Source organism: Pinirhizobacter sp. (genome assembly GCF_036499745.1).
In the GTDB taxonomy this organism is placed as follows: Bacteria; Pseudomonadota; Gammaproteobacteria; order Xanthomonadales; family Rhodanobacteraceae; genus Pinirhizobacter.
Map to the genome: position 1 here is coordinate 1 of NZ_DASYDG010000042.1, position 21,252 is coordinate 21,252.

General features: G+C 64.2%; 18 protein-coding genes. 11 read left to right on the top strand and 7 right to left on the bottom strand.

Features of this window, described 5'->3' with window-relative positions; all coding sequences use genetic code 11:
- Window positions 1-1,080 (top strand): glycoside hydrolase family 18 protein (locus VGM61_RS14715; protein ID WP_331523589.1); only part of this gene is annotated, 1,080 nt, incomplete at its 5' end.
- Between the two features lie 46 nt (window positions 1,081-1,126).
- Here the strand turns inward: VGM61_RS14715 and VGM61_RS14720 are convergent.
- Genes VGM61_RS14720 through VGM61_RS14730 form a run of 3 tightly spaced genes read right to left on the bottom strand, consistent with a single transcriptional unit; the run spans window position 1,127 to window position 4,343 of the window.
- A complete protein-coding gene (locus VGM61_RS14720; RefSeq protein WP_414694893.1) occupies window positions 1,127-1,912 on the bottom strand; it encodes a dienelactone hydrolase family protein in 786 nt (261 codons plus the stop codon).
- Between the two features lie 38 nt (window positions 1,913-1,950).
- On the bottom strand, window positions 1,951-3,141 hold the full coding sequence (locus VGM61_RS14725; RefSeq protein ID WP_331523591.1) for a UbiH/UbiF/VisC/COQ6 family ubiquinone biosynthesis hydroxylase: 1,191 nt from the start codon (window positions 3,139-3,141) through the stop codon (window positions 1,951-1,953).
- Complete coding sequence (locus VGM61_RS14730) at window positions 3,138-4,343, bottom strand: FAD-dependent monooxygenase (protein WP_331523592.1); 1,206 nt, start codon at window positions 4,341-4,343, stop codon at window positions 3,138-3,140. Before VGM61_RS14730 ends, VGM61_RS14725 begins: the two co-directional genes overlap by 4 nt.
- A 91-nt stretch (window positions 4,344-4,434) precedes the next feature.
- Here VGM61_RS14730 and VGM61_RS14735 point away from each other — a divergent pair, with 91 nt between their 5' ends.
- The 9 genes from VGM61_RS14735 (at window position 4,435) to VGM61_RS14775 (ending at window position 14,096) form a co-directional block, all read left to right on the top strand.
- On the top strand, window positions 4,435-5,028 hold the full coding sequence (locus VGM61_RS14735) for a hypothetical protein (RefSeq protein ID WP_331523593.1): 594 nt from the start codon (window positions 4,435-4,437) through the stop codon (window positions 5,026-5,028).
- Between the two features lie 6 nt (window positions 5,029-5,034).
- On the top strand, window positions 5,035-5,601 hold the full coding sequence (locus tag VGM61_RS14740) for a cob(I)yrinic acid a,c-diamide adenosyltransferase (protein ID WP_331523594.1): 567 nt from the start codon (window positions 5,035-5,037) through the stop codon (window positions 5,599-5,601).
- Window positions 5,602-5,672: 71 nt separating this feature from the next.
- A complete protein-coding gene (locus VGM61_RS14745) occupies window positions 5,673-8,159 on the top strand; it encodes an LPS-assembly protein LptD (RefSeq protein ID WP_331523596.1) in 2,487 nt (828 codons plus the stop codon).
- A 43-nt stretch (window positions 8,160-8,202) separates the two neighbouring features.
- A complete protein-coding gene (locus tag VGM61_RS14750) occupies window positions 8,203-9,588 on the top strand; it encodes a peptidylprolyl isomerase (RefSeq protein ID WP_331523597.1) in 1,386 nt (461 codons plus the stop codon).
- 6 nt (window positions 9,589-9,594) lie between these two features.
- Window positions 9,595-10,587 (top strand): 4-hydroxythreonine-4-phosphate dehydrogenase PdxA, encoded by a 993-nt coding sequence (gene pdxA, locus VGM61_RS14755; RefSeq protein WP_331523598.1) that lies wholly within the window; start codon window positions 9,595-9,597, stop codon window positions 10,585-10,587.
- Window positions 10,584-11,378, top strand: a complete 795-nt coding sequence (gene rsmA / locus VGM61_RS14760; RefSeq protein ID WP_331523599.1) for a 16S rRNA (adenine(1518)-N(6)/adenine(1519)-N(6))-dimethyltransferase RsmA — start codon at window positions 10,584-10,586, stop codon at window positions 11,376-11,378. Before pdxA ends, rsmA begins: the two co-directional genes overlap by 4 nt.
- A gap of 63 nt (window positions 11,379-11,441) precedes the next feature.
- Window positions 11,442-11,825: a Co2+/Mg2+ efflux protein ApaG gene (apaG, locus tag VGM61_RS14765; protein WP_331523600.1), complete on the top strand. Its 384-nt coding sequence runs from the start codon at window positions 11,442-11,444 to the stop codon at window positions 11,823-11,825.
- Window positions 11,826-11,835: 10 nt separating this feature from the next.
- A complete protein-coding gene (locus tag VGM61_RS14770) occupies window positions 11,836-12,687 on the top strand; it encodes a symmetrical bis(5'-nucleosyl)-tetraphosphatase (protein ID WP_331523601.1) in 852 nt (283 codons plus the stop codon).
- Between the two features lie 599 nt (window positions 12,688-13,286).
- Window positions 13,287-14,096: a hypothetical protein gene (locus tag VGM61_RS14775; protein WP_331523603.1), complete on the top strand. Its 810-nt coding sequence runs from the start codon at window positions 13,287-13,289 to the stop codon at window positions 14,094-14,096.
- Window positions 14,097-14,198: 102 nt separating this feature from the next.
- Here VGM61_RS14775 and secA read toward each other — a convergent pair whose 3' ends face one another.
- On the bottom strand, window positions 14,199-16,928 hold the full coding sequence (secA, locus tag VGM61_RS14780; RefSeq protein ID WP_331523604.1) for a preprotein translocase subunit SecA: 2,730 nt from the start codon (window positions 16,926-16,928) through the stop codon (window positions 14,199-14,201).
- A gap of 114 nt (window positions 16,929-17,042) precedes the next feature.
- Window positions 17,043-17,993 carry a M23 family metallopeptidase gene (locus tag VGM61_RS14785; protein ID WP_331523605.1) on the bottom strand — a complete coding sequence of 317 codons (951 nt, stop codon included), beginning with the start codon at window positions 17,991-17,993 and terminating at the stop codon, window positions 17,043-17,045.
- A gap of 31 nt (window positions 17,994-18,024) precedes the next feature.
- Between VGM61_RS14785 and VGM61_RS14790 the strand changes: the two genes are divergently transcribed.
- Window positions 18,025-18,504, top strand: a complete 480-nt coding sequence (locus VGM61_RS14790) for a DciA family protein (RefSeq protein ID WP_331523606.1) — start codon at window positions 18,025-18,027, stop codon at window positions 18,502-18,504.
- Window positions 18,505-18,783: 279 nt separating this feature from the next.
- On the opposite strand, the gene lpxC is transcribed toward VGM61_RS14790, so the two are convergent.
- Window positions 18,784-19,695 (bottom strand): UDP-3-O-acyl-N-acetylglucosamine deacetylase, encoded by a 912-nt coding sequence (lpxC, locus tag VGM61_RS14795; RefSeq protein WP_331523607.1) that lies wholly within the window; start codon window positions 19,693-19,695, stop codon window positions 18,784-18,786.
- Between the two features lie 296 nt (window positions 19,696-19,991).
- Window positions 19,992-21,161, bottom strand: a complete 1,170-nt coding sequence (ftsZ, locus tag VGM61_RS14800) for a cell division protein FtsZ (RefSeq protein WP_331523609.1) — start codon at window positions 21,159-21,161, stop codon at window positions 19,992-19,994.
- Window positions 21,162-21,252: the final 91 nt, after the last annotated feature.

The following is a 21,252-nucleotide window of genomic DNA, read 5'->3' on the forward strand; positions in this document are numbered from 1 at the left end:
TTCTTCACCAGCCTGGGCCTGTTGGCCTGCATCGCGCTGGCCGGATGCGCGGCACCCACGCGCGGCTACCGCGTGGTCGGTTACATCAGCAACACCGAACACACCGATCGCATCGACGCCTCGCGCATCGATACCCTGATCTACGCCTTCGCCCACGTCGACCACGACGCTGTGGTGCTTCGTCCGGATGCCGCTGCCTCGTTGGCGCGGGTGGTGGCGCTGAAGCAGGCCAATCCTTCGCTTCGCGTGGTGATTTCCGTCGGCGGCTGGACAGCCGACGGGTTCTCGCAGGCGGCGTCCTCGCAGGAAGGCAGGGAGCGCTTCGCCAGCAGTGCCGCGCGCCTTCTGGCAGAGCACCATGCCGACGGCCTGGACGTCGACTGGGAATATCCCGGTCATGGGGAATCAGGCATCGCCAGCAGCCCGGCCGACCGAGTGAACTTCCCGCTGCTGTTGGCAGCCACGCGCAAGGCGCTCGATGCCTTGCCCGGCCATCACAGCTTAAGCGCCGCGGTCGCCGACGGCGCCTTCGTCGACGGTGTGGACATCCCGGCGGCGAACCGCTACCTGGACTGGTTCAACCTGATGACGTACGACTTCGTCAATTCGCTCACGCCGACCACCGGCCACCACAGCGGACTGCATCCATCGGTGCTGGCCCCGGCCGACGCTCGTACCGGCGACCGCGCCGTGGCGCAATTCCTGGCGGCAGGTGTGCCCGCCTCGAAGCTGTTCATCGGCGCGGCGTTCTATGCCCGTCAGTTCAATGATGTAAAGCCCGTGGCCAATGGCGTGTACCAAAGCTACGGCAAGTACGGCGGGGAGCATCCCTGGCCGGAACTGAAAGCCCGGTACATCGACAGGAACGGCTTCAAACGCTACTGGGATGCCGATGCCCAGGCACCGTATCTGTGGAACGCCGACACACGCAGCTTCATCACCTACGACGATCCCCAATCGATCGCGGCCAAGGTGGCCTTCGTCAGGAATATGCACCTGGGCGGAGTGATGTACTGGGAGCAAAGCCAGGACACCGAGGGCGAACTGCTGCGCGCGGTGGCAGGCGACAAGGCGCGCTAATCCGCGCCCGTCACCTGCTGCCAGCTTTCCTGGCGGCTAAACGTACTTACTTCTTGAAGCCCGCCGTGATGAACTGGTGCATCTGGGCATAGGCGCGTGTCGCCGTGCCTTCGTCGTAGCGGCAATTGCCCGGCTTGCCGGCGGCTTCCTTCTCGGTGAAGCAGTGCACGGTGTTGCCGTAGTCCACTAAGGTCCAGTCGACCTTGGCATCACGCATTTCCTTCTCGAAGGCAGCCTTCTGGTCGTTCGGCACGTAGGCATCGTCGGCACCGTTCAACACCAGTACCTTGGCCTTGATGTTCTTCGCCTGGCTGGCATCGTCGGTGGACAGGATGCCGTGGAAGGTCACTACCGAGGCGATGTCCGCGCCACTGCGCACGAGGTCGAGCACGGCCGAGCCGCCGAAGCAGAAACCGATGGCCGCCAGACGCGAGCCGTCGATCGGCGCCTTGCCCACCTGGGCCTTGAGTTCCTCAAGCGCCTTGGTCACGTGCTTCTTCATCAAGGAGCGATCGGCGTAGAAGGGTTTGGTCGCCGCGCCCGCTTCGTCATCGTTGGTGGGACGCACACCCTTGCCGTACATGTCGGTGAGCAGGATCACGTAATCCTTGCCGGCGATCATCTTGGCCTTGGCGATGGCCATGTCGTTCACGCCGTACCAGTTGGGCACCATCACCAACCCCGGACGCGGCGTTTTCACCGCATCGTCGTACACCAGCACGCTGTCGAAGGTCTTGCCGTCCTGCGTCCAGCTCACCGGCTTTGCGACCATCGACGCCTGCGCGACGCCCGCGATGGCGAACACGATGCTTCCGAACAACCATAGCCTCATACGCATGGACGCTTCTCCCTTGGTGGACTTTGGATGGCTCATCGCCCACTGGCGTGGGCGATGAGCAGATTCTTCAATGGCGCGACCCTGTTGAGCGTGGCCACGCCCAGTGCGCGCGCGGCGGCCACGGGTGGCCATTGCACGGCATAGATCCGTGCAAGCGCATCGAAGGACAGGGCATCGATCTGGTCGGCGCTGCGGCGACGGCGGGCGTAACGGCGCAGCACATGGGTGGCGCCGATGTCCGCACCGCGCGCACGCGCTTGGAGCAGTGTGTCGCGCAGTTCCGCAACGTCACGCAAGCCGATGTTCACGCCTTGTCCTGCCAGTGGATGCACGGTATGGGCGGCGTCGCCCAGCAGCACGAAACGCTCGGCCTGGTAGCGCGCGGCCAGTTGCATGCGTAACGGAAAGGCCGCGCGCTTGCTGGTGGCAAGGATGGGCCCCAGGCGGAAATCGCTCGCCGCGCCAAGCTCACGCATGAAATCGACGTCGCTTAAGGAAAGGATCCTTGCAGCCTCCGCCTCGGGCAGCGACCAGACGATGGAACTGCGGCCATCGGCCAGCGGCAGCAAGGCCAGTGGACCGCCGCGCAGGAAACGTTGCCAGGCGGTGGCCTGGTGCGGACGTTCGTGCGACACATGGGCCACCACCGCGCGCTGGCCGTAGTCGCGACCCCGGGCGTCGATGCCGGCCATGCCGCGAAGGGGGGACGCACCGCCATCGGCGGCCACCACCACGCGGGCGTGCATGGTGCTGCCGTCGTCGAGCGTGAGTGTGGAGCGTTCGGCGTCGGCGTGCCACGCGGACACGGTAGCCGGGCAGCGTACCGTCACCCCCGCGCCGGCCAGGCGCTGGAAGAGTTCCTGCTGCACCAGGTTGTTCTCGACGATCCAGCCCAGCGCCTTCCACCCGCGATCGCTGGCGTCGAAGTCGATGGCGCTTCCGGTGGTTTCATCCCACACATGCATGTGCCGGTAGGCGCTGGCACGAGCGGCACGGATGGCATCCCAGGCACCGAGTTCCTCCAGCAAGGAAACCGACGACTCGGCCAGGCCGACCACGCGCAAATCAACCTCGGCATCCGGGTTCCAGGGTGCGGGATCCCGAGCCTCCAACAGGCTTACATGAAAGCCCTCCCGCGCCAGGGCCAGGGCTGCCGCGGCACCCACCATGCCGCCACCGACCACCGCGACGTCCAGCAGCGATGAACTGCGGCGCGTGTTCATGCGTGACCCTCGCGCACCGCGATGGGCGCACCTGCGCGCAGGCCCATGCCGCGGGCCGTCATCGCCGCACGCAGCGGCGGTGTGCCCATGGCCAGCATCATCAGCGAACGCAGTGGACCCAGGGCGGGTTCGGGCAGGCAGGCAAGGCTTGCCAGGCCGTGGCTCATCGCCATGGTGGCGTCGCGATCGGCTTGTCGGCGTTCGGCATAGGCGGCCAGCAGCCCGGCGTCGCCGGGATCCACCGCCGGTGATGTCAGTTCGGCCAAGGTGAGCGCGTCGCGCAGGCCCAGGTTGAAGCCCTGCGCGCCGATCGGGTGGATGGTCTGCGCGGCGTTACCCACCAGCACGGCCCGCGGCCCCACGATGCCGGACGCGGCCACGCGGCGAATGTCGTGACGGAAGCGCGGCCCCGGACGGGTGAGCTTGCCCAGGCGCCAGCCAAAACGGCGCTGCACCTCGGCGAGGAAATCGTCGTCCGCCAGCCCCTGGATACGGTCGGCATCGGCGGCGCCCACGGTAACGATGATGCCCACCCGGCCCTGCGCCAACGGCAGGATCGCCACCGGGCCATCGTCGGTGAAGCGCTCGAAGGCACGCAGCCCGTGGGCGCGCGCCGGAGCGGCGGTCGCGACGAAAAGCGACTGCCGGTAGTCGATGTCGTCGGTGCCGATACCCAGGCTTGTGCGCACGAAGGAATCGGTGCCGTCGGCGCCGACCAGCAGGGCCGCGCGGACATCCTGCGCACCGTTCGATGTAGCCAGGCGCGCATGCCAGGCGTCGCCGGTATATTCGAGCGCCTCCAGGCGTGCCGGCGCCAGCCGTTGAAGCCGGGTACAGCGATCCAGCCGGGCCGCCAGTGCCGCGCCCAGCGCGGGCGCGGGCAAGGTCCAGCCCATGGCGTCAACACCGGCGGCTCGGGCTGATAACCGCACGCTGCCGAAGTCGCCCGCCCGGGTCACGTGGATGTCGGAGATGGCGGTGGCCGCGGTGCGGGCGTGTTCCCAGGCGTCGATGGCGATGAGGCCGTTTACCGTGGCCCGTGCCAATGCAAGGTTGCGGTCGCCGGGGCCGGCCGGTGCAGGAGCACGCGGCGCGCTGGCTTCCACCAGGATGGCGTCGCGGCCGGCAGCGTCCAGCGCGATGGCGAGGCTGGCGCCAACCAGGCCACCGCCGACGATAAGGATGGGGTGCGCGTCGGTCATCCGCCGATGATACGCGTTGGGCAGGTCCGGCGGCCTGTCAGTGCTAGAATGGTGGTTGCCCAACTGAATCTTTCGAAGTGGAGTCGACCCCATGGCTTTGACGCACGTACAGCGCACCGGCATTTTCGCGCTGCTTGCCATCGTGATGGCCGCCACCCGCGTGAACCACTTCGGCGCCCTGCCTGACGCCAGCTGGGCGGTGTTCTTCCTCGGCGGTTTCTGGTTGCGGGGCTCGGCACGCTGGGCCTTTCCGCTGCTGATGGCCGAAGCCGTGCTGGTCGATTTCTTCGTCATCCGCGGGCAGGGCATCAGCTTCTTCGATCATTACTGCGTTTCGGTGGCCTATTGGTGCCTGGTGCCGGCCTATTTCAGCATGTGGCTGGGTGGCAGCTGGCTGGCCCGCCACGGCAGCCGGCTGGAACTGCGTAGCCTGGGCCTGCTGGCGGCAAGCCTTTTCGTTGCCGCAAGCACCTGCTACCTGGTCTCCAACGGCAGCTTCTACTGGCTAAGCGATTCCGTTCCGCAGCCGCGCAGCCTTGGCGCCTGGGGCGTGAACCTGGCCGACTGGTACCTGCCGTACCTGCGTACCGCCGCCATCTATGTGGCCATCGGCGCCGTGCTTCACGTACTGGTGGTGCAGCTGGTGGCCCGGCTACACCGCGACCACGGCCGCCTCGCCCACTAAGCACCCGTGGGCAACCGCCTTTCGAAGATCTACACCCGCACCGGCGACGACGGCAGCACGGGCCTGGGCGACGGTTCGCGCACGGGCAAGGATTCACTGCGTGTCACCGCGTACGGCACGGTGGATGAGCTCAACAGCACGATCGGCATGGTGCTTGCCATCGAGGGCGTGCCGGCGGATATCGCCGAAGCCCTGGTGCAGGTGCAGCATGAATTGTTCGACCTGGGGGGTGAGCTTTGCATCCCCGGTATGGCGATGATCCACGACGCGGACATCGACCGCCTGGAACAGGTGCTGGATCACTTCAACGCCGATCTTCCCGCCCTGAAGGATTTCATCCTGCCCGGCGGCGGCATGGCCGCGGCCACCGGCCATCTGGCCCGCACCGTGTGCCGCCGTGCCGAACGCGATGTGGTTGCCCTTTCCCGGGTCGAGGACATTCGTCCCCAGGCCCAGCGCTACCTGAACAGGCTCTCCGACCTCCTTTTCGTCCTCTGCCGCGTGATGGCCCGCGCCAGCGGCCATGGCGAGGTACTCTGGCAGCACGAAAGGCGTCGCAAAGGCAGCGCCTGAAGGCACGCCATCGACCTAGGGGGAGGGGTTTTCTGCTAACTTGGCCGCCTTTCGTCAGACAGACTGCGCCCGTGCCGACAAGCCTCCGCACCCTGCCGCCCCGCCGCCTCCTGGCGATCGCCGCCTCGGTATTCCTTTTCGGTGCCGCGGGGGCCAGCCAGGCCCAGGAAGCCGTGCCCGCGCCCGCCCCGCACACGCCCAAAGACTGGAACGCCCCGCCGCCCACCCCGGTGTGCGCGCTGGGCTCGTTCATGTGCCCGACCAAGCCGGTGAGCTACGCGCAGTGCCGTCCCAACGCCATGCTCGGCTTCTACGACCCCACCCTGCCGCAGGACACCACTGGCCGCGAGACGGCGATCACCTATCCCACGGCGGCGTCGGTCGACAGCTCCAACCAGACGATGTACCGCTTCAACGGCAACGTGAAGATCGTCCGCTACGACCAGATGATCCTGGCCGACAACGCCACCTATAACGACGACACCACGGCATACGACGCGGTGGGCGACGTGCGCTACCAGGAAGCGGGCACCCTGCTGCAGGCCGACCACATCTGGGGTGTGAACGAGACCAACCACGTCCAGGCCGACAACGTTACCTACCAGCTGCTGCAGTCGCATGGCAATGGCACCGCCGTGCACGCCAACATGCTGGACAAGCAGCACAGCGTGTACAGCACCGCGTCGTACTCCACGTGCGACCTGGGCAAGCACGTGTGGGAATTCCGCGGCAAGACGATCACCATCAACAAGGATACGGGCGTGGGCGTGGCCCGCAGCGCCACCATGCGCTACAAGAACATCCCGTTCCTGTACCTGCCATATTTCACCTTCCCGGTGGACAACCGTCGCAAGAGCGGCTGGCTGTTCCCCACGTTCGGCAGCAACAAGCAGTCGGGCTATTACATCGCCGCGCCCTACTACTTCAACCTGGCGCCGAACTACGACGCTACGCTGACACCAACGATCTATGCGCGCCGCGGTGCGATGCTCGGCGGTGAGTTCCGCTACCTCACCCCCAGGAACCGCGGCGCGTTCGACTTCCAGTATCTGCCCAACGATCGCATCGATGGGGGCACGCGTTACCTGTACAAATTCGTCGATTCCACCTCCCTGTTCCCGGGCTGGTCGTTCGGCACCTCGATCAACCGTGCATCCGATCGCGCCTATTTCCACGACTTCGCCAATGACCTGTACAACTCGTCGATCGGCATACTTTCGTCGAACGCGTACATCTATGGCGGCGGCAAGTATTGGTCGGGTAGCTTCGGTGCCGACCTGTACCAGAACGTGGACGCCTACCTGCCCGATTATGTGGTGCCCTACAAACGCTGGCCCCGCGCCACGTTCAACCTGGACATCCCGATCGAGCGCTGGCTCGAGTTCGGCATGAACAACGAAGCGGTGGCATTCCGCAAGACCGACCTGTCGTCCACGCAGGTCGAAGGCAATCGCCTGGACCTCTACCCCTACCTGAAGGCCGACTTCCAGGGCGCCAGCTGGTTCGTGCGGCCGAAAGTCGGCTATCGCTATACCGGTTACCAGATTCTCGACGACGCCAATTACCAGAAGTATTCAAGCTTCGACCCGCAATACAACGGCTTCCCAAAGATCTTCAACGACCGCAATCCATCGCGCGCGCTGCCGATCGCCAGCCTCGACTCGGGCCTGATTTTCGACCGCGATGCGAACTATTTCGGCAATAGCTTCACGCAAACCCTCGAGCCCCGGCTGTACTACCTGTACGTGCCCTACCGCAACCAGGGCGGGTTGCCACTGTTCGACACCAGCCTGATGTCATTCGACTATTGGCAGCTGTTCTCGGAGAACGAATTCTCCGGCGCCGACCGCCAGATGGATGCCAACAACCTCACCGCCGCGATCACCACACGGCTGCTCGATGACAATGGCGTGGAACGTTTTTCCGCGAGCCTTGGCCAGATCCAGTACCTGGACGGCGAACAGCGCGTGCAAGCGTCCTACCAGACCCTCCAGAAGAACGCCGACGGCAGTATCACCGTCAAGCAGCCGGCGCCGACCGACTACTACACCTCAGATTACGTCGCCCAGGCCACCATCCAGCTCAACGACGACTGGAAGGCAGCATCGAGCTATCAATGGAATCCGCGCTACCGCCGCTCGGACCTGGGCACGTTCTCGATCCAGCACCGGTTGGGCACCGACGGCATCATCAATTTCGGCTATCGCTACCGCCGACAGGCGCCGAACCAGGATGTCGCCTACATTGAACAATTCGATACCTCCGCGGTCTATCCGATTTCGGACCGCTGGCGGGTGTTGGGGCGTTGGGTCTGGTCGCGGCTTGACGAGCGCACGCTCGAAGCCCTCGCCGGCGTGGAATATGAAAACTGCTGTACGAAATTGCGCCTGATCGGCCGTCACTATGTAAGCAGCATCAATCCGGGTGTCACCGGGCCGATCCTTGGGCCCGCGACCACCCGGAATTCGATCATGTTCGAGGTTGAATTCAAGGGCTTGGGTACGACCAGCCCGCAAATCGATACCCTCCTGCATCGTGATATCCTTGGATATCAATAAAACACTTAACGCGCGCCGCAAGCGGCGCCAGGCAAAACATTCGATGAAGCAGACCCCCGCCCTCCTCGCGCTTGCGTTCGCCATGGCCCTGGCGCCCCAGGCCCAGGCCCAGCTCCTTCCCAGCGCGGGTGCCGGGCAGTCGTCGGAAATGAACGATCCGAACCGCCCGCTCGACAAGATCGTGGCGGTGGTCGAGGAAGACGTCATCCTGCAGAGCGAACTGGATGCCGCCGTGCACTCGGTACAGCAGCAGTACGCTTCGAACCCGCAGCAGTTGCCGCCGGAAAACGTGCTGCGCCGCCAGGTGCTTGAGCGTCTGGTACTTACCCGCCTGCAGGTGCAGCGCGCCCAGGACCAGGGCATCAAGGTGGCCGACAGCGACGTCGACCAGGCCATCAACAACGTGGCCCAGCAGAACAAGATGACTGTCGACCAGCTGCGCGGAGCCGTGGCCCAGGACGGCTTCAGCTATGCCGGTTTCCGCCAGCAGATTTCCGAGCAGATCACCGCCCAGCGCCTGCATGAAAGCGTGGTGCGTGATTCGGTGAACGTTACCGATTCAGAAGTGAACAACCTGCTTGCCAGCCCAACCTACAAGGCGGGCGAAGTACACCTTGCGCATATCCAGATCAGCGTGCCAAGCGGTGGCGGTGCCAGTGACATCGCCGCGGCCCAGGCCAAGGCCGAGGCCGCCGAGAACGCCATCAAGGGCGGCATGGATTTCAACGCCGCCGCCATCCGTTATTCCGATGCCCAGGACGCCCTTGAGGGCGGTGACCTCGGTTTCCGACGCATGGATGAAGTGCCGCCGGCATTCGCCGATGCCATCATCAACATGAAGCCGGGCGACGTGTCGCCGGCGCTGCGCGGTCCCACCGGCTTCCATATCCTGAAACTGGTGGAGCAGCGTGCGCCACAGAAGCAGATGGTCACCGAGTACCACGCGCGCCAGATCCTGATCAAACCGTCCGAGATCGTCACCATGGCCCAGGCCGAAGCCAAGGCCGACACGATCTACCAGCGCGTGACGGCCAAGAAGGAAGACTTCGCCGCCGTCGCCAAGACCGATTCAAAGGACGAGACCACCGCCAACAATGGCGGCGACATGGGCTGGTTCGCGCCGCAGGCCTGGGGCCAGGCAATAGCCAGCCAGATCACCCAGCTCAAAGACAACGAGGTATCCAAGCCCTTCCAGACCGACGCCGGCTGGATCGTGTTGCAGCGCCTGGGTACGCGTGACGCCGACCGCACCGACCAGATGGCCCGTGACCAGGCCCGCCAGGCCATTGGCAACCGCAAGGCCGAGCAGGCTTACGACGACTACCTGCGCGAACTGCGTTCCACCTCGTACGTGGAAATCGTCGACCCGGCGCTGAAGGACATCGACGCCAACGGCAACGCCGTCGCGCCGCCGAAGACCAACTCGTAACGCACGATGCCTAGCGCGCTGCCCCGGCTCGCCGTCACACCCGGCGAACCGGCCGGGGTCGGCCCTGAACTGATCGCCCATCTGGCTGCAAGCTCCCTTGCGGCCGATTTTGTCGTGATCGGCGACCGTGAACTCCTGCTGGACGCCGCCGGGCCCACCGGCCTGCTGCTGGCGCTCGAGGACGACGACGGCAAGCCACGCCGTCGCCGCGCGCCGGGCTCGATGCGGATCCGCCATGTGCCCCTGGCCATCGCCGCGCGGCCCGGGCAGCCCGATCCGGCCAATGCCGGCTACGTGCTCAGTACGCTATCGCTGGCTGCCGATGGCTGCATGGATGGCAGTTTTGCCGGGGTGGTCACGGGCCCCGTCCAGAAGGCCACCATCAACGATGCCGGCATCCCATTCCGCGGCCACACCGAATTCTTCGCCGAACGCGCCGCCTGCGAGGTGGTGATGATGCTGGCGAGCCCCGAACTGCGGGTAACGCTCGCCACCACCCATCTGCCTTTGTCGGCGGTGCCGGCGGCGGTCACCGAAGTGTTGCTCGAACGGGTGTTACGCATCGTCGACCGCGCCTTGCGCGAACAATTCGGCCTGGCACACCCGCGCATCGCGGTGCTGGGCCTTAACCCCCACGCCGGTGAGGCGGGCCATCTGGGCCGCGAGGAAATCGAGCATATCGAGCCCTTGCTTGCACGTCTGCGTGGACAAGGCATGGCCCTGCTCGGACCGATCCCCGCCGACACCGCGTTCGTGCCCGCGCAACGCGCCAGTTACGATGCGGTGCTGGCGATGTACCACGACCAGGCGCTACCGGTGCTCAAGAGCGAAGCCTTCGACCGCACGGTGAATATCACCCTGGGGCTGCCTTTCGTCCGTACCTCGGTGGACCACGGCACCGCGCTGGACCTGGCCGGCAGCGGCCGTGCCAGCCCGGCCAGCCTGATCGCCGCGGCCAGCATGGCGCTGGACCTTGCCCACCGCGGCGTGCGCGCATGAGCGCCAAACCCAAGAAAAGTTTCGGCCAGCATTTCCTGCACGAGAAGCGTTACATCGATTCCATCGTGTCGGCGATCTCGCCGCAAGACAGCGACACCGTGGTTGAAATCGGCCCCGGTGAGGGCGCGCTCACCCTGCCGCTACTGGCCGTGGCGCGGAAGATGACGGCGGTGGAACTCGACACCGACCTGATCCCCGCGCTGCAGACCCGCGCTGACAAAATCGGCGAGCTGCGCATTGTCCACCAGGATGTATTGAAAGTGGATTTCACCCGCATGGCGCAGGACATGGGCGTGCCCCGGCTGCGCATCGCCGGCAACCTGCCCTATTACATTTCCAGCCCCATCCTGTTCCATTGCCTGGATCACGCCGGCGTGATCCAGGACATGCATTTCATGTTGCAGAAGGAAGTGGTGGACCGCATGGCGGCCGATCCCGGCAGCAAGGTCTATGGGCGCCTGAGCGTGATGCTGCAGCTGGCGTGCCGGGTGGAATCGCTGTTCGTGGTGCCACCCGGCGCCTTCCGGCCTCCGCCCAAAGTGGATTCGGCCGTGGTGCGCCTGGTGCCGCTGCCCCAGGACATGCTTCCCAGGGTTGCGCCCGAGGCGATCGACCGCGTGGTGAAGGCAGCCTTCGGCATGCGGCGGAAAACTTTATCGAACACACTCAAGGGCCTGGTGGACGAAGCGGGGATCATCGGTTGCGGCATCGATCCGCGCGCCCGTGCTGAAACGCTCTCACCCGGCCAATTCGTCGCCCTGGCGGAAACCTATGCCCGGCAACGGGCCTGAACGCAGGCACATCCTGCACACACGGCGCTTGCTGCAATGACGGCCCTCCCGGACAATCGACCCATGAACGAGAAGTCCGCCAACGCTATCGACATCGACGTTACCAGTCGTTTCGATGCCGATCACTCCAAGCCCGCTGACGGCCGCTATGTCTTTGCCTATACGGTAACCCTGCGCAACGCGGGCAAGCGCCCCGCACGGCTGCTTACGCGCCACTGGGTGATCACCGACGCCAACGGCAAGGTAGAGGAGGTCCACGGCGACGGCGTGGTCGGCGAGCAGCCGTGGATGAAACCCGGCGAACGCTACCAGTACACCTCGGGCGCCATCCTGGAAACCGCCGTGGGCACCATGCACGGCAGCTACGAGATGATCACGGACGACGGCATGGAGTTCGAGGCGACCATCCCGCGATTCGTCCTGTCCATCCCGCGCACGCTGCACTAGGCCCGGCGCGATGGCGGTTTACGCGATCGGGGATGTCCAGGGCTGCTACCCCGAGCTCCAGAGAATGCTGGAGAAACTCAAGTTCGATCCGGCCGCCGACAAACTCTGGTTTTGCGGCGACCTGGTCAACCGTGGCGGCGAATCGCTGGCCACCTTGCGGCTGATTCATTCGCTTCGCGACTCATCCATCATCACCCTGGGCAACCACGACCTCAGCCTGCTGGCCATCGGCCAACGTCGCGACGATGCAAAAGCCCGGGTAAATCCGGAACTGCGCGAAGTGCTGTTCGCCGAGGATGCCGGCGTGCTGCTGGAATGGCTGCGCACACAGAAGCTTCTTCATCACGACGAAAGCCTGGGCTGGACGATGCTGCACGCCGGCCTGGCGCCCTCCTGGACACTACGGCAGGCTCAACGCGTGGCCATGGATGTCGAACGCGAACTGGGCAGTCCGCGCCACGGCCGCCTGCTGCGCAATCTGTTCGGCAATCGCCCGGCCGGTTGGGGAAACCGGCTGCAAGGTGTCGACCGTCATCGCGCAGCCATCAACACCTTCACCCGCATGCGTTACTGCGATGTCAGCGGCCGCATCGATTTCGAGAGCAAGGGTACGCCCGGCACGCAGAAACCCGGCATGTATCCATGGTTCGAAGTCCCGGGCATGAAGAAGCGCGAGACTCGCATCGTATGCGGACACTGGTCGTCGCTGGGTCGCTTCGCAGGCCTGGGCGTGTGGTGCATCGACACCGGCTGCGTCTGGGGAGGCCACCTTACAGCCTTGCGGCTGGACACGCCGGAACCTGAGCACATCGCGGTGCAGGCCGAGTCGTACCGGACCAAGCCGAAAGACGGCGGGGATTGACCCATTTAGCGCCTGCTGACAGGCGCTTTATGTTGGTTGTTAAGCACGCCGATGGCTAATCTTCGTCTGTATCCCCAGCGAAGAGAGGCCTCTCCATGCCGGCAGCCAGTGCAAGCGTGCCTGAGCGAACCATGGGTTCAGCGTATTGAACCTGGTCGAGCCATTGTTGAATGCTTGTTTCGTGGCACAGCAAACTGGAAGAAGCACAGCGACGATCCTTACGCCGCCGAAGTGGTATCGCGTAGCGCGGCCCACCATCGACTGTCTTCAGCCCCCTTGGCGCCACCTGTGGAAGGGCCGAAATCTCGCGCCCGGCAACAGGCCGGTGCCACGGTGCGCGCGACCGACGCATACGACTGTGCGTTCACGATCTGATCGCAGAGCCTTTAGACAGAGCGTCGGCAAGTTTTTCGTAGCCGAGGATGCCGCAATGAACAACCTTCAGTTTCGCGTCCTACTGTCGCTGGTGGCCCAGCACATGAACGAGGAGTACGGCCTTCGAACGGTTTGACGCACATGATCCCAAGACGGCCCGGAAACACAGGTTGGGTCAAATAATCGTGCCATGGAATGCCCTGACAACAAAAGGATTGAAAATAATGAAGTTACTCTCCATCGGCGAAATAGCCAGCTCGATTCCACGGGCGGCCGTTATCGGCTTGGCGGCATTGAGCGGCGTCTCCAACGTGGCGGCCGCCCCCGTTCCGTTCCGGCATGACGGGGGGCTGCAAACGAAACTCAATGCCCTATGGGAAGACAACGGGGCAATTCGGATGCGAGCCTGCCTGAGTTCGCACACGGCTCGTTCCTTTGAGCCTGCCAGGTTGGTTATCGACTGCTTGCTGCAAACGGCGGCCACCTGGAAAGATGACAGTGACGATCCCTACGCCGCGACCGTTGTTTCGCGCGGCGTGCATCGTTATGGACTCGATAAGCCTTACTCAGTTGCTTCGAGTGAGGAGGCACCCCCAAGGGCCCCACTGCAGGCACTGCATGCTGCCGTAGTCACCGTACGCAAATCAGACGAATACCTACATGAAATGGCAAGGCTCGAGGCGCGCTTTTCGCTCTACACAACTACACGCCACTCCGATGCGTCCAATTCCAGACAGCCCTTCACGACCGATAGTCTGAAACAGCGGCTTGAGGGCACGTCTAGACTACGTTCGTTCAAAGAAGAAGCGTACGTTTCAAGCTCTAAGATAAACACAATGATGACGCGCGAATGCAAGAATATCTTCGTGCTCAAGCCTGAGCTGATGCCGTCACGCTCCGATCCGACGGAGTTTCAAAAGGAAGTGGACAGATATTATGTTGCCGCGCCGGATGCAGAGCTTGATGAGCGTCAGTTCGACAAGATCCTGGCGAGACTGGCCAGCTTCATGAACAAGAGGCATTCCCTCGGGTAAGGGTAAGGGAATGTCCGAGACGACAGCACACCCCTCCACTGCCTCGTCGCGCAAAAAGAAGCCGGGTGACCCCGGCTTCTTTTTGCGACCATCACCTGGCAATCAACTCAGTTGCCCATGGCAATGCTTGTACTTCTTGCCCGACCCGCAAGGGCAAGGGTCGTTGCGACCGACCTTCGGACCCGCATCGGCCGGAACCTGTGGCAGGGCCATTCGCGGTGGCGCTGCGGCGCCCTCGGGTTCCTGCAGGCCAATCGCGCCGGCATCGGCGTGCTGGAACTGCATCTGCTTGGCCTGTGCGACGCGCAGCTGCTCGGCCTCCATCGCAGCGACCTCTTCTTCGCTGCGCACGCGCACGCGGGCAAGCATCTGGATCACTTCGAGCTTGATGCGGTCGAGCATGGTGCCGAACAACTCAAACGACTCGCGCTTGAATTCCTGCTTGGGCTGCTTCTGCGCATAGCCGCGCAGGTAAATGCCCTGGCGCAGGTAATCCATGCTCGCAAGGTGCTCCTTCCAGGCGTTGTCCACCACCGAAAGCATGATGTGCTTCTCGAGCTGGCGCATCACCTCCGGGCCGACCTCGGCTTCCTTGGTGGCGAAGTAGTTGGCGGTCTCGTCGCGCACGTAGGCCACGATGGTATGGTCGTCCACGTCGGAGGTCTGGCGTTCGACCCAGCCCTTGACGTCGAACTTCAGGCCGAATTCGTTTTCCAGCTCACGGTCGAGGCCGGCCACGTCCCACTGTTCGTCGATGCTCTCGGCGGGCACGAAGCGACGTGCGACGGCGGTGACGACATCGTCGCGGATGTCCTTGATGGTGTCCGACACATCGGTGGATTCCATCAGTTCATCGCGCTGGGCGTAGATCACCTTGCGCTGGTCGTTGGCGACGTCGTCGAATTCCAGGAGGTTCTTGCGGATGTCGAAGTTGTGCTGCTCGACCTTGCGCTGCACCTTCTCGATCTGCCGCGTGATCATGCGGTCTTCCAGCGGCTGGTCGTCGGTCATGCCGAACATGCGCATCCAGCGCTCGATGCGCTCGCCACCGAAGATGCGCATCAGGTTGTCGTGCAGCGACAGGTAGAAGCGCGAGGAACCCGGATCGCCCTGGCGGCCGGAACGGCCACGCAACTGGTTGTCGATGCGGCGCGACTCATGGCGCTCGGTGCCCACGATGTGCAGGCCGCCGGCCTCGATCACCGCGTTGTGGCGCTTCTGCCATTCCTCGCGCGCCTTGGCTTTCTGCGCTTCGGTAGGGTCGTCGCCCAAGGTGGCGAAATCGGCTTCGAGGCTGCCGCCAAGCACGATATCGGTGCCGCGGCCGGCCATATTGGTGGCAATGGTGACCGAACCGGGAGCGCCGGCCTGGGCCACGATATGCGCCTCGCGCTCGTGCTGCTTGGCGTTGAGCACCTCGTGGCGCACGCCTTCCTTCTTCAGCAGCTCCGAGACAAGTTCCGAGACATCGATGGAAGCGGTACCCACCAGCACCGGCTGGCCGCGTTCGTGGCAATCCTTGATGTCCTGCACCACGGCCTTGAACTTCGACTCGGCGCCCAGGAACACCAGATCGGCGTTGTCCTTGCGGATCATCGGCTTGTGGGTGGGAATCACCACCACTTCCAGGCCGTACACCGACTGGAACTCATACGCCTCGGTATCGGCCGTGCCCGTCATGCCGGCGAGCTTGGTGTACATGCGGAAGAGGTTCTGGAAGGTGATCGTGGCGAGTGTCTGGTTCTCGCGCTGGATGGGCACGCCTTCCTTTGCTTCCACCGCCTGGTGCAGGCCATCGGACCAGCGGCGGCCGGCGAGCGTACGGCCGGTGAATTCATCCACGATGATCACTTCGCCGTCGCGCACGATGTAATCGACATCGCGCTGGTACAGAGCGTTGGCGCGCAGCGCGGCGTTGAGGTGGTGCACCACGGCCAGGTTCTTCGAATCGTACAGGCCGGTGTCGGCATCGATCACGCCGGCTTCCTGAAGCAGTTGTTCGGCGTGTTCCATGCCCTCTTCGGACATGTGCACCTGCTTCTGCTTCTCGTCGACGAAGAAGTCGCCGGGGGTGTCTTCCTTCTCCTGCCGGTTCATCCGCGGCACGATGCGGTTGACCGCGATGTACAGCTGCGGGGAATCTTCGGCCGGGCCTGAGATGATCAGCGGCGTGCGGGCTTCGTCGATCAGGATGGAGTCGACTTCGTCGACGATGGCGTAGTTCAGCCCGCGCTGATAGCGCTGCTCGCGGCTGAGCGCCATGTTGTCGCGAAGGTAGTCAAAGCCGAATTCGTTGTTGGTGCCGTAGGTGATGTCCGCCTTGTAGGCCGCGGCCTTATCACCATGGTCCATGCCGGGATAGACCACACCCACGGCCAAGCCAAGGAACCCGTACAGCTTGCCCATCTGGGCCGAGTCACGGCGGGCCAGGTAGTCGTTGATGGTCACCACGTGCACACCCTTACCTTCCAGGGCGTTCAGGTACACCGGCAGGGTGCCGACCAGCGTCTTGCCCTCGCCCGTGCGCATTTCAGCGATGCGGCCTGAATGCAGCACCATGCCGCCGATCAGCTGGACATCGTAATGGCGCATGCCAAGGGTGCGCTTGGCACCCTCGCGCACCACCGCGAAGGCTTCGGGCAGGATCTTGTCCAGTGTCTCACCGGCCGCAAGACGCTCTTTGAAATGCGGCGTCTTGGCCTGTAACTGGGCATCGGAAAGCTTCTCGTACTCAGCCTCCAGGGCATTGATACGATTTACGGTCTTGGACAGCTGGCGCAGGACACGCTCGTTACGGCTGCCGAAAATGCTCGTCAGGGCGCGATTGAACATCGATCATCCGGATCAGGAGACAGGAGTCCCCGGACGGCAAGGCAGTCCGGGGCCAAAGGGGACGATGATACTACGCCCCGACCCCTACCCGGGTGGCGGCGCCGGTCCGCGCTTTCAAGTACCGGCCGTGGGGCCGCGGACGGATTTGACGTAGGCCAGGGGATTGACCACCCGTCCGTTCAGCCAGACCTCAAAGTGCACGTGAGAGCCCGTGGAGCGGCCTGTTGAGCCGGCGCGGGAGATGGTCTCGCCCACCTGCACGCGCTGGCCGGCATGGACCAGGATGGCGCTGTTGTGGGCGTAGCGGGTCATGTAGCCGTTACCGTGGTCGATCTCGACCACATTGCCATATCCGCTGCGGACACCTGCAAAGGTAACCATGCCTTCGGCCACGGCATGGACACTGGTGCCCAGGGGAGCGGCGATGTCCAGGCCCGTATGGCGCGCGGCGTGACCGCTGAAGGGGTCGGGACGGCCGCCGAAATACGAAGAAATATAGCCATCGACCGGCATGCCGGTGGGCTTCAGGCGTGAGTCGATGTTGCGGTCCAGCAGGAGGCGCTCGAGCGCCTGCAACTGCGATTGCTGGCTGTCGAAGGTGGCTGAGAGCTGGCTGATGCTGGCGTCGAGCGTGGCCGGCAGGTTGTAGGCGCTCTCGTTGCTTTCGACTTCCGGGCCGCCCATGGGCGGTGCTTCGTCGAAGTTGAATTCACCGTCACCGAGCTTGCCCACTTCCGTCAGGCGCTCGCCGAGGGCATTGATGCGGGTGGACTGGGCCTGCAATTGGCCGAGCTTCACGGCGAGGGCATCGAGGTCGCGCTGGGCGTCCTGACGCACCACGGCCAGTTGTGCCTTCTGCGTCGCAACCTGCTGGTGCAGCGTATTCAGTTCGTTCATGGCGCGGCGTTGGGGGCTGGCCAGGGCCAGGGCCACACCGGCGCCGATGCCGGCAAGCACCAGCACCACGGCTGCAGCGGCGCCGATCGCCTTGCCGCGCAAGCGCGGGCAGGTGAGGTCAAGCCGGGTGGGAGCCTTGCGGTCCCGTGACACGAGTATGATTTGCATTGCCTACCGCACTTTGGTCAAAAACGGTCCCATGCAGCGTTCGACCCCGTCACCCCGCCGACCGTCCCGCGGATTGAAGTCCGCGATCGACGTCGGCCCAATTGCTTCGCTCGCACGGCGCGCGAAGCAACTGGACGACCTGGACCGGCAGCTGCGCCAGACATTGCCGAACCCATTGCGTGATCAGGTGAGATTTGCTGACCATCGCGAGGGACGACTTGTCTTCCTGGCGCCCTCCCCTGCCTGGGCCTCGCGGCTGCGCCTGCACCAGGCCCAGATCCTCGAAGCGGCGCGGGCCATGGGCACGCGGGCAAGTTCGGTAACCGTGAAAGTGGCCTCGCTGCCCCCGGGTTTACCCGAGCTACCGCCAGCCAAGCCACTTTCCGTGGGTGCCGCGGGCCACCTCCAGGCGGCCGCCGCATCCATGTCCGACCCGGAACTTCGGGCCATGTTCCTGCGCCTTGCCTCGGTTGCCGCGCGCGGTGCGCATGACAACGAGCCGCAAGACTGAACTCGTGGCTATCTGCCTGATTATTCGAAAGTAAACACCCCTGTGCCTGCTTCCGTCCGCAGACCTCAAAGGTCGGGCGGGTATTTTTTATATCATGGTCGCGTGAAGAAAAGGTTCACCGAACCTTCACCACATGAACGAACTGAGACCTGACGCACGCGGATGGTCCGCAAGGTCTTGTCGGCTTCCGCCGGGTTTTCCTTTAGCCGGAAAACGAAAAAGCCGCCTTGCAGGCGGCTTTTTCGAGGAGGGCCGGGGAAGATCCGGCTCCGGGGTGCTTCAGATCGCCTGCGCCGGATGCGCATAGGAGATCGGCGCCTTGGCGGCATCCTGGAAGCTCACTTCCTCCCACGCCTCGGCGTCGGAGATCAGGGTGCGCAGCAGCTTGTTGTTCAGTTCGTGACCCGACTTGTGTGCGTGGTACGCACCGATCAGGCTGTGGCCCAGGAGGTACAGGTCGCCGATAGCGTCCAGGATCTTGTGCTTGACGAACTCGTCCTCGTAACGGAGGCCGTCTTCATTGAGCACGCGGTAGTCGTCGAGCACCACGGCGTTGTCCATCGAACCGCCGAGCGTGAGATTGCGCTCACGCAGCATCTCGATGTCGCGCATGAAGCCGAAGGTACGGGCGCGGCTGACTTCCTTGACGAAGGAGGTGGTGGAGAAATCCATCTCGGCGCGCGAGTTGCGCTTGTTGAACATCGGATGGTTGAACTCGACCGAGAAACCCACCTTGAAACCGTCGAACGGCTCAAAACGGGCCCATTTGTCGCCGTCCTGCACCTTCACGGCCTTCTTGATGCGGATAAAGCGCTTGGCAGCATCCTGTTCTTCGATGCCCGCGGACTGCAGCAGGAAAACGAAGGGACCGGCGCTGCCGTCCATGATCGGGACTTCCGGGGCGGAAAGGTCGACGTAAGCATTGTCGATACCCAGACCGGCCATCGCCGAAAGAAGGTGTTCCACCGTGGAGACGCGCACATCGCCATTGACCAGCGTAGTGGACAGGCGCGTATCACCGACATTGAACGGACGCGATTTCAGGTCGACCGGCGGGTTGAGGTCGGTGCGACGGAATACGATACCGGTGTTGGGCGCGGCCGGGCGAAGGGTCATGTACACCTTGTCGCCGGTATGCAGGCCTACGCCGGTGGCGCGGATGGTGTTCTTGAGGGTGCGCTGCTTGATCATGAGTAGTTAAACCTGCGCGGCAGACGCCTTGGTAACGGGTATCCTAACACAGTCTTAACCTCAGGCAAGAAAAACCGTACTGGCCAGTTCTGCATCCCTTCACCCTCCCTTCAGCAAATTTCACTCGTGCAAGGTGGCCTAGACCCACGTAATCACTGAAAGTTCATTGTGATTTCGTGAAGGTCGATGTCCCGCCCCGGGGACGGGGTCCGGGGTCGGGGCATCGGGGCGGCGGGCTCCAAGCCCGACCGCCACGCGTCATCCGTGACGCTGGATTTTTAACGGGCCGAGGGTGCTCAGTCGGCCTGGCGGCGCAGGAACGCCGGGATATCGAGGTAATCGATCGCCGGTTCCGCCACCTTGGCGGGCTCGGCGCGGGGGCTGGCCTCGGCCTGGGTGTAGTCGATCACTTCATTGCCTGTACCGGTGCGCAGTACCACCGGACGGGGCCGCTGGCGCATCTCCACGTGCTGGGGCGCCGCCTGCCGTGCCGGCTGGCGGGCGGCGTTGGCCCGGTTCAGGCCCGTGGCGACCACGGTGACGCGGACATCGTCCTGCATGTCCGGATCCAGCGAGGTACCGATCACCACGGTGGCGTCTTCGGAGGCGAAGTCGTGGATCACCCGGCCGATCTCGTCGAACTCGCGCATGGTGAGGTTCGGGCCGGCCGTGACGTTGACCAGGATGCCGCAGGCGCCGTGGAGGTTGACGTCCTCGAGCAGCGGGTTGTTGATGGCCGACTCCGCCGCCGCCTGGGCGCGGTCGTCGCCGCGGGCGGTGCCCGAGCCCATCATCGCCATCCCCATCTCGCTCATGACGGTGCGGACGTCGGCAAAGTCGACGTTGATCAGGCCCGGGGCGGTGATCAGGTCGGCGATCCCCTGCACGGCGCCCTGGAGCACATCGTTGGCGGCCTTGAAGGCGTTGAGCAGGGTCACTTCACGGCCCAGCACGGAAAGGAGCTTTTCGTTGGGCACGGTGATCAGGGAATCGACGTGCTGGGAGAGGTCCTCGATGCCCTTGAGCGCCACCTGCATACGACGGCGGCCCTCGAAGGGGAACGGCTTGGTGACCACGGCCACGGTCAGGATGCCCTTCTCCTTGGCCAGCTGGGCCACCACCGGGGCAGCACCCGTGCCGGTGCCGCCACCCATGCCGGCGGTGATGAACACCATGTCGGCGCCCTCGAGCATTTCCTCGATGCGCTCACGGTCTTCCAGCGCGGCCTGGCGGCCGACTTCGGGATTGGCGCCGGCGCCCAGGCCTTTGGTGACGTTGCCGCCCAGCTGCAGGTGGGTGCGCGAATTGCAGCTCTTCATTGCCTGCGCATCGGTATTGGCGACGACGAATTCCACGCCTTCGATGTTGGCATTGACCATGTGGGCCACGGCATTGCCGCCGCCGCCGCCCACGCCGATGACCTTGATGCATGCATTGGGTGCGAGTTTTTCGACTAGTTCAAACATTTCCCGTCTCCGATAGTTTTTATAGTTTTGTGTTGCCGTTGTTGCCCTGTCGCGGCTCCTGCCGCGCCAGGGTGTCGGGCTGTCCTTTGCC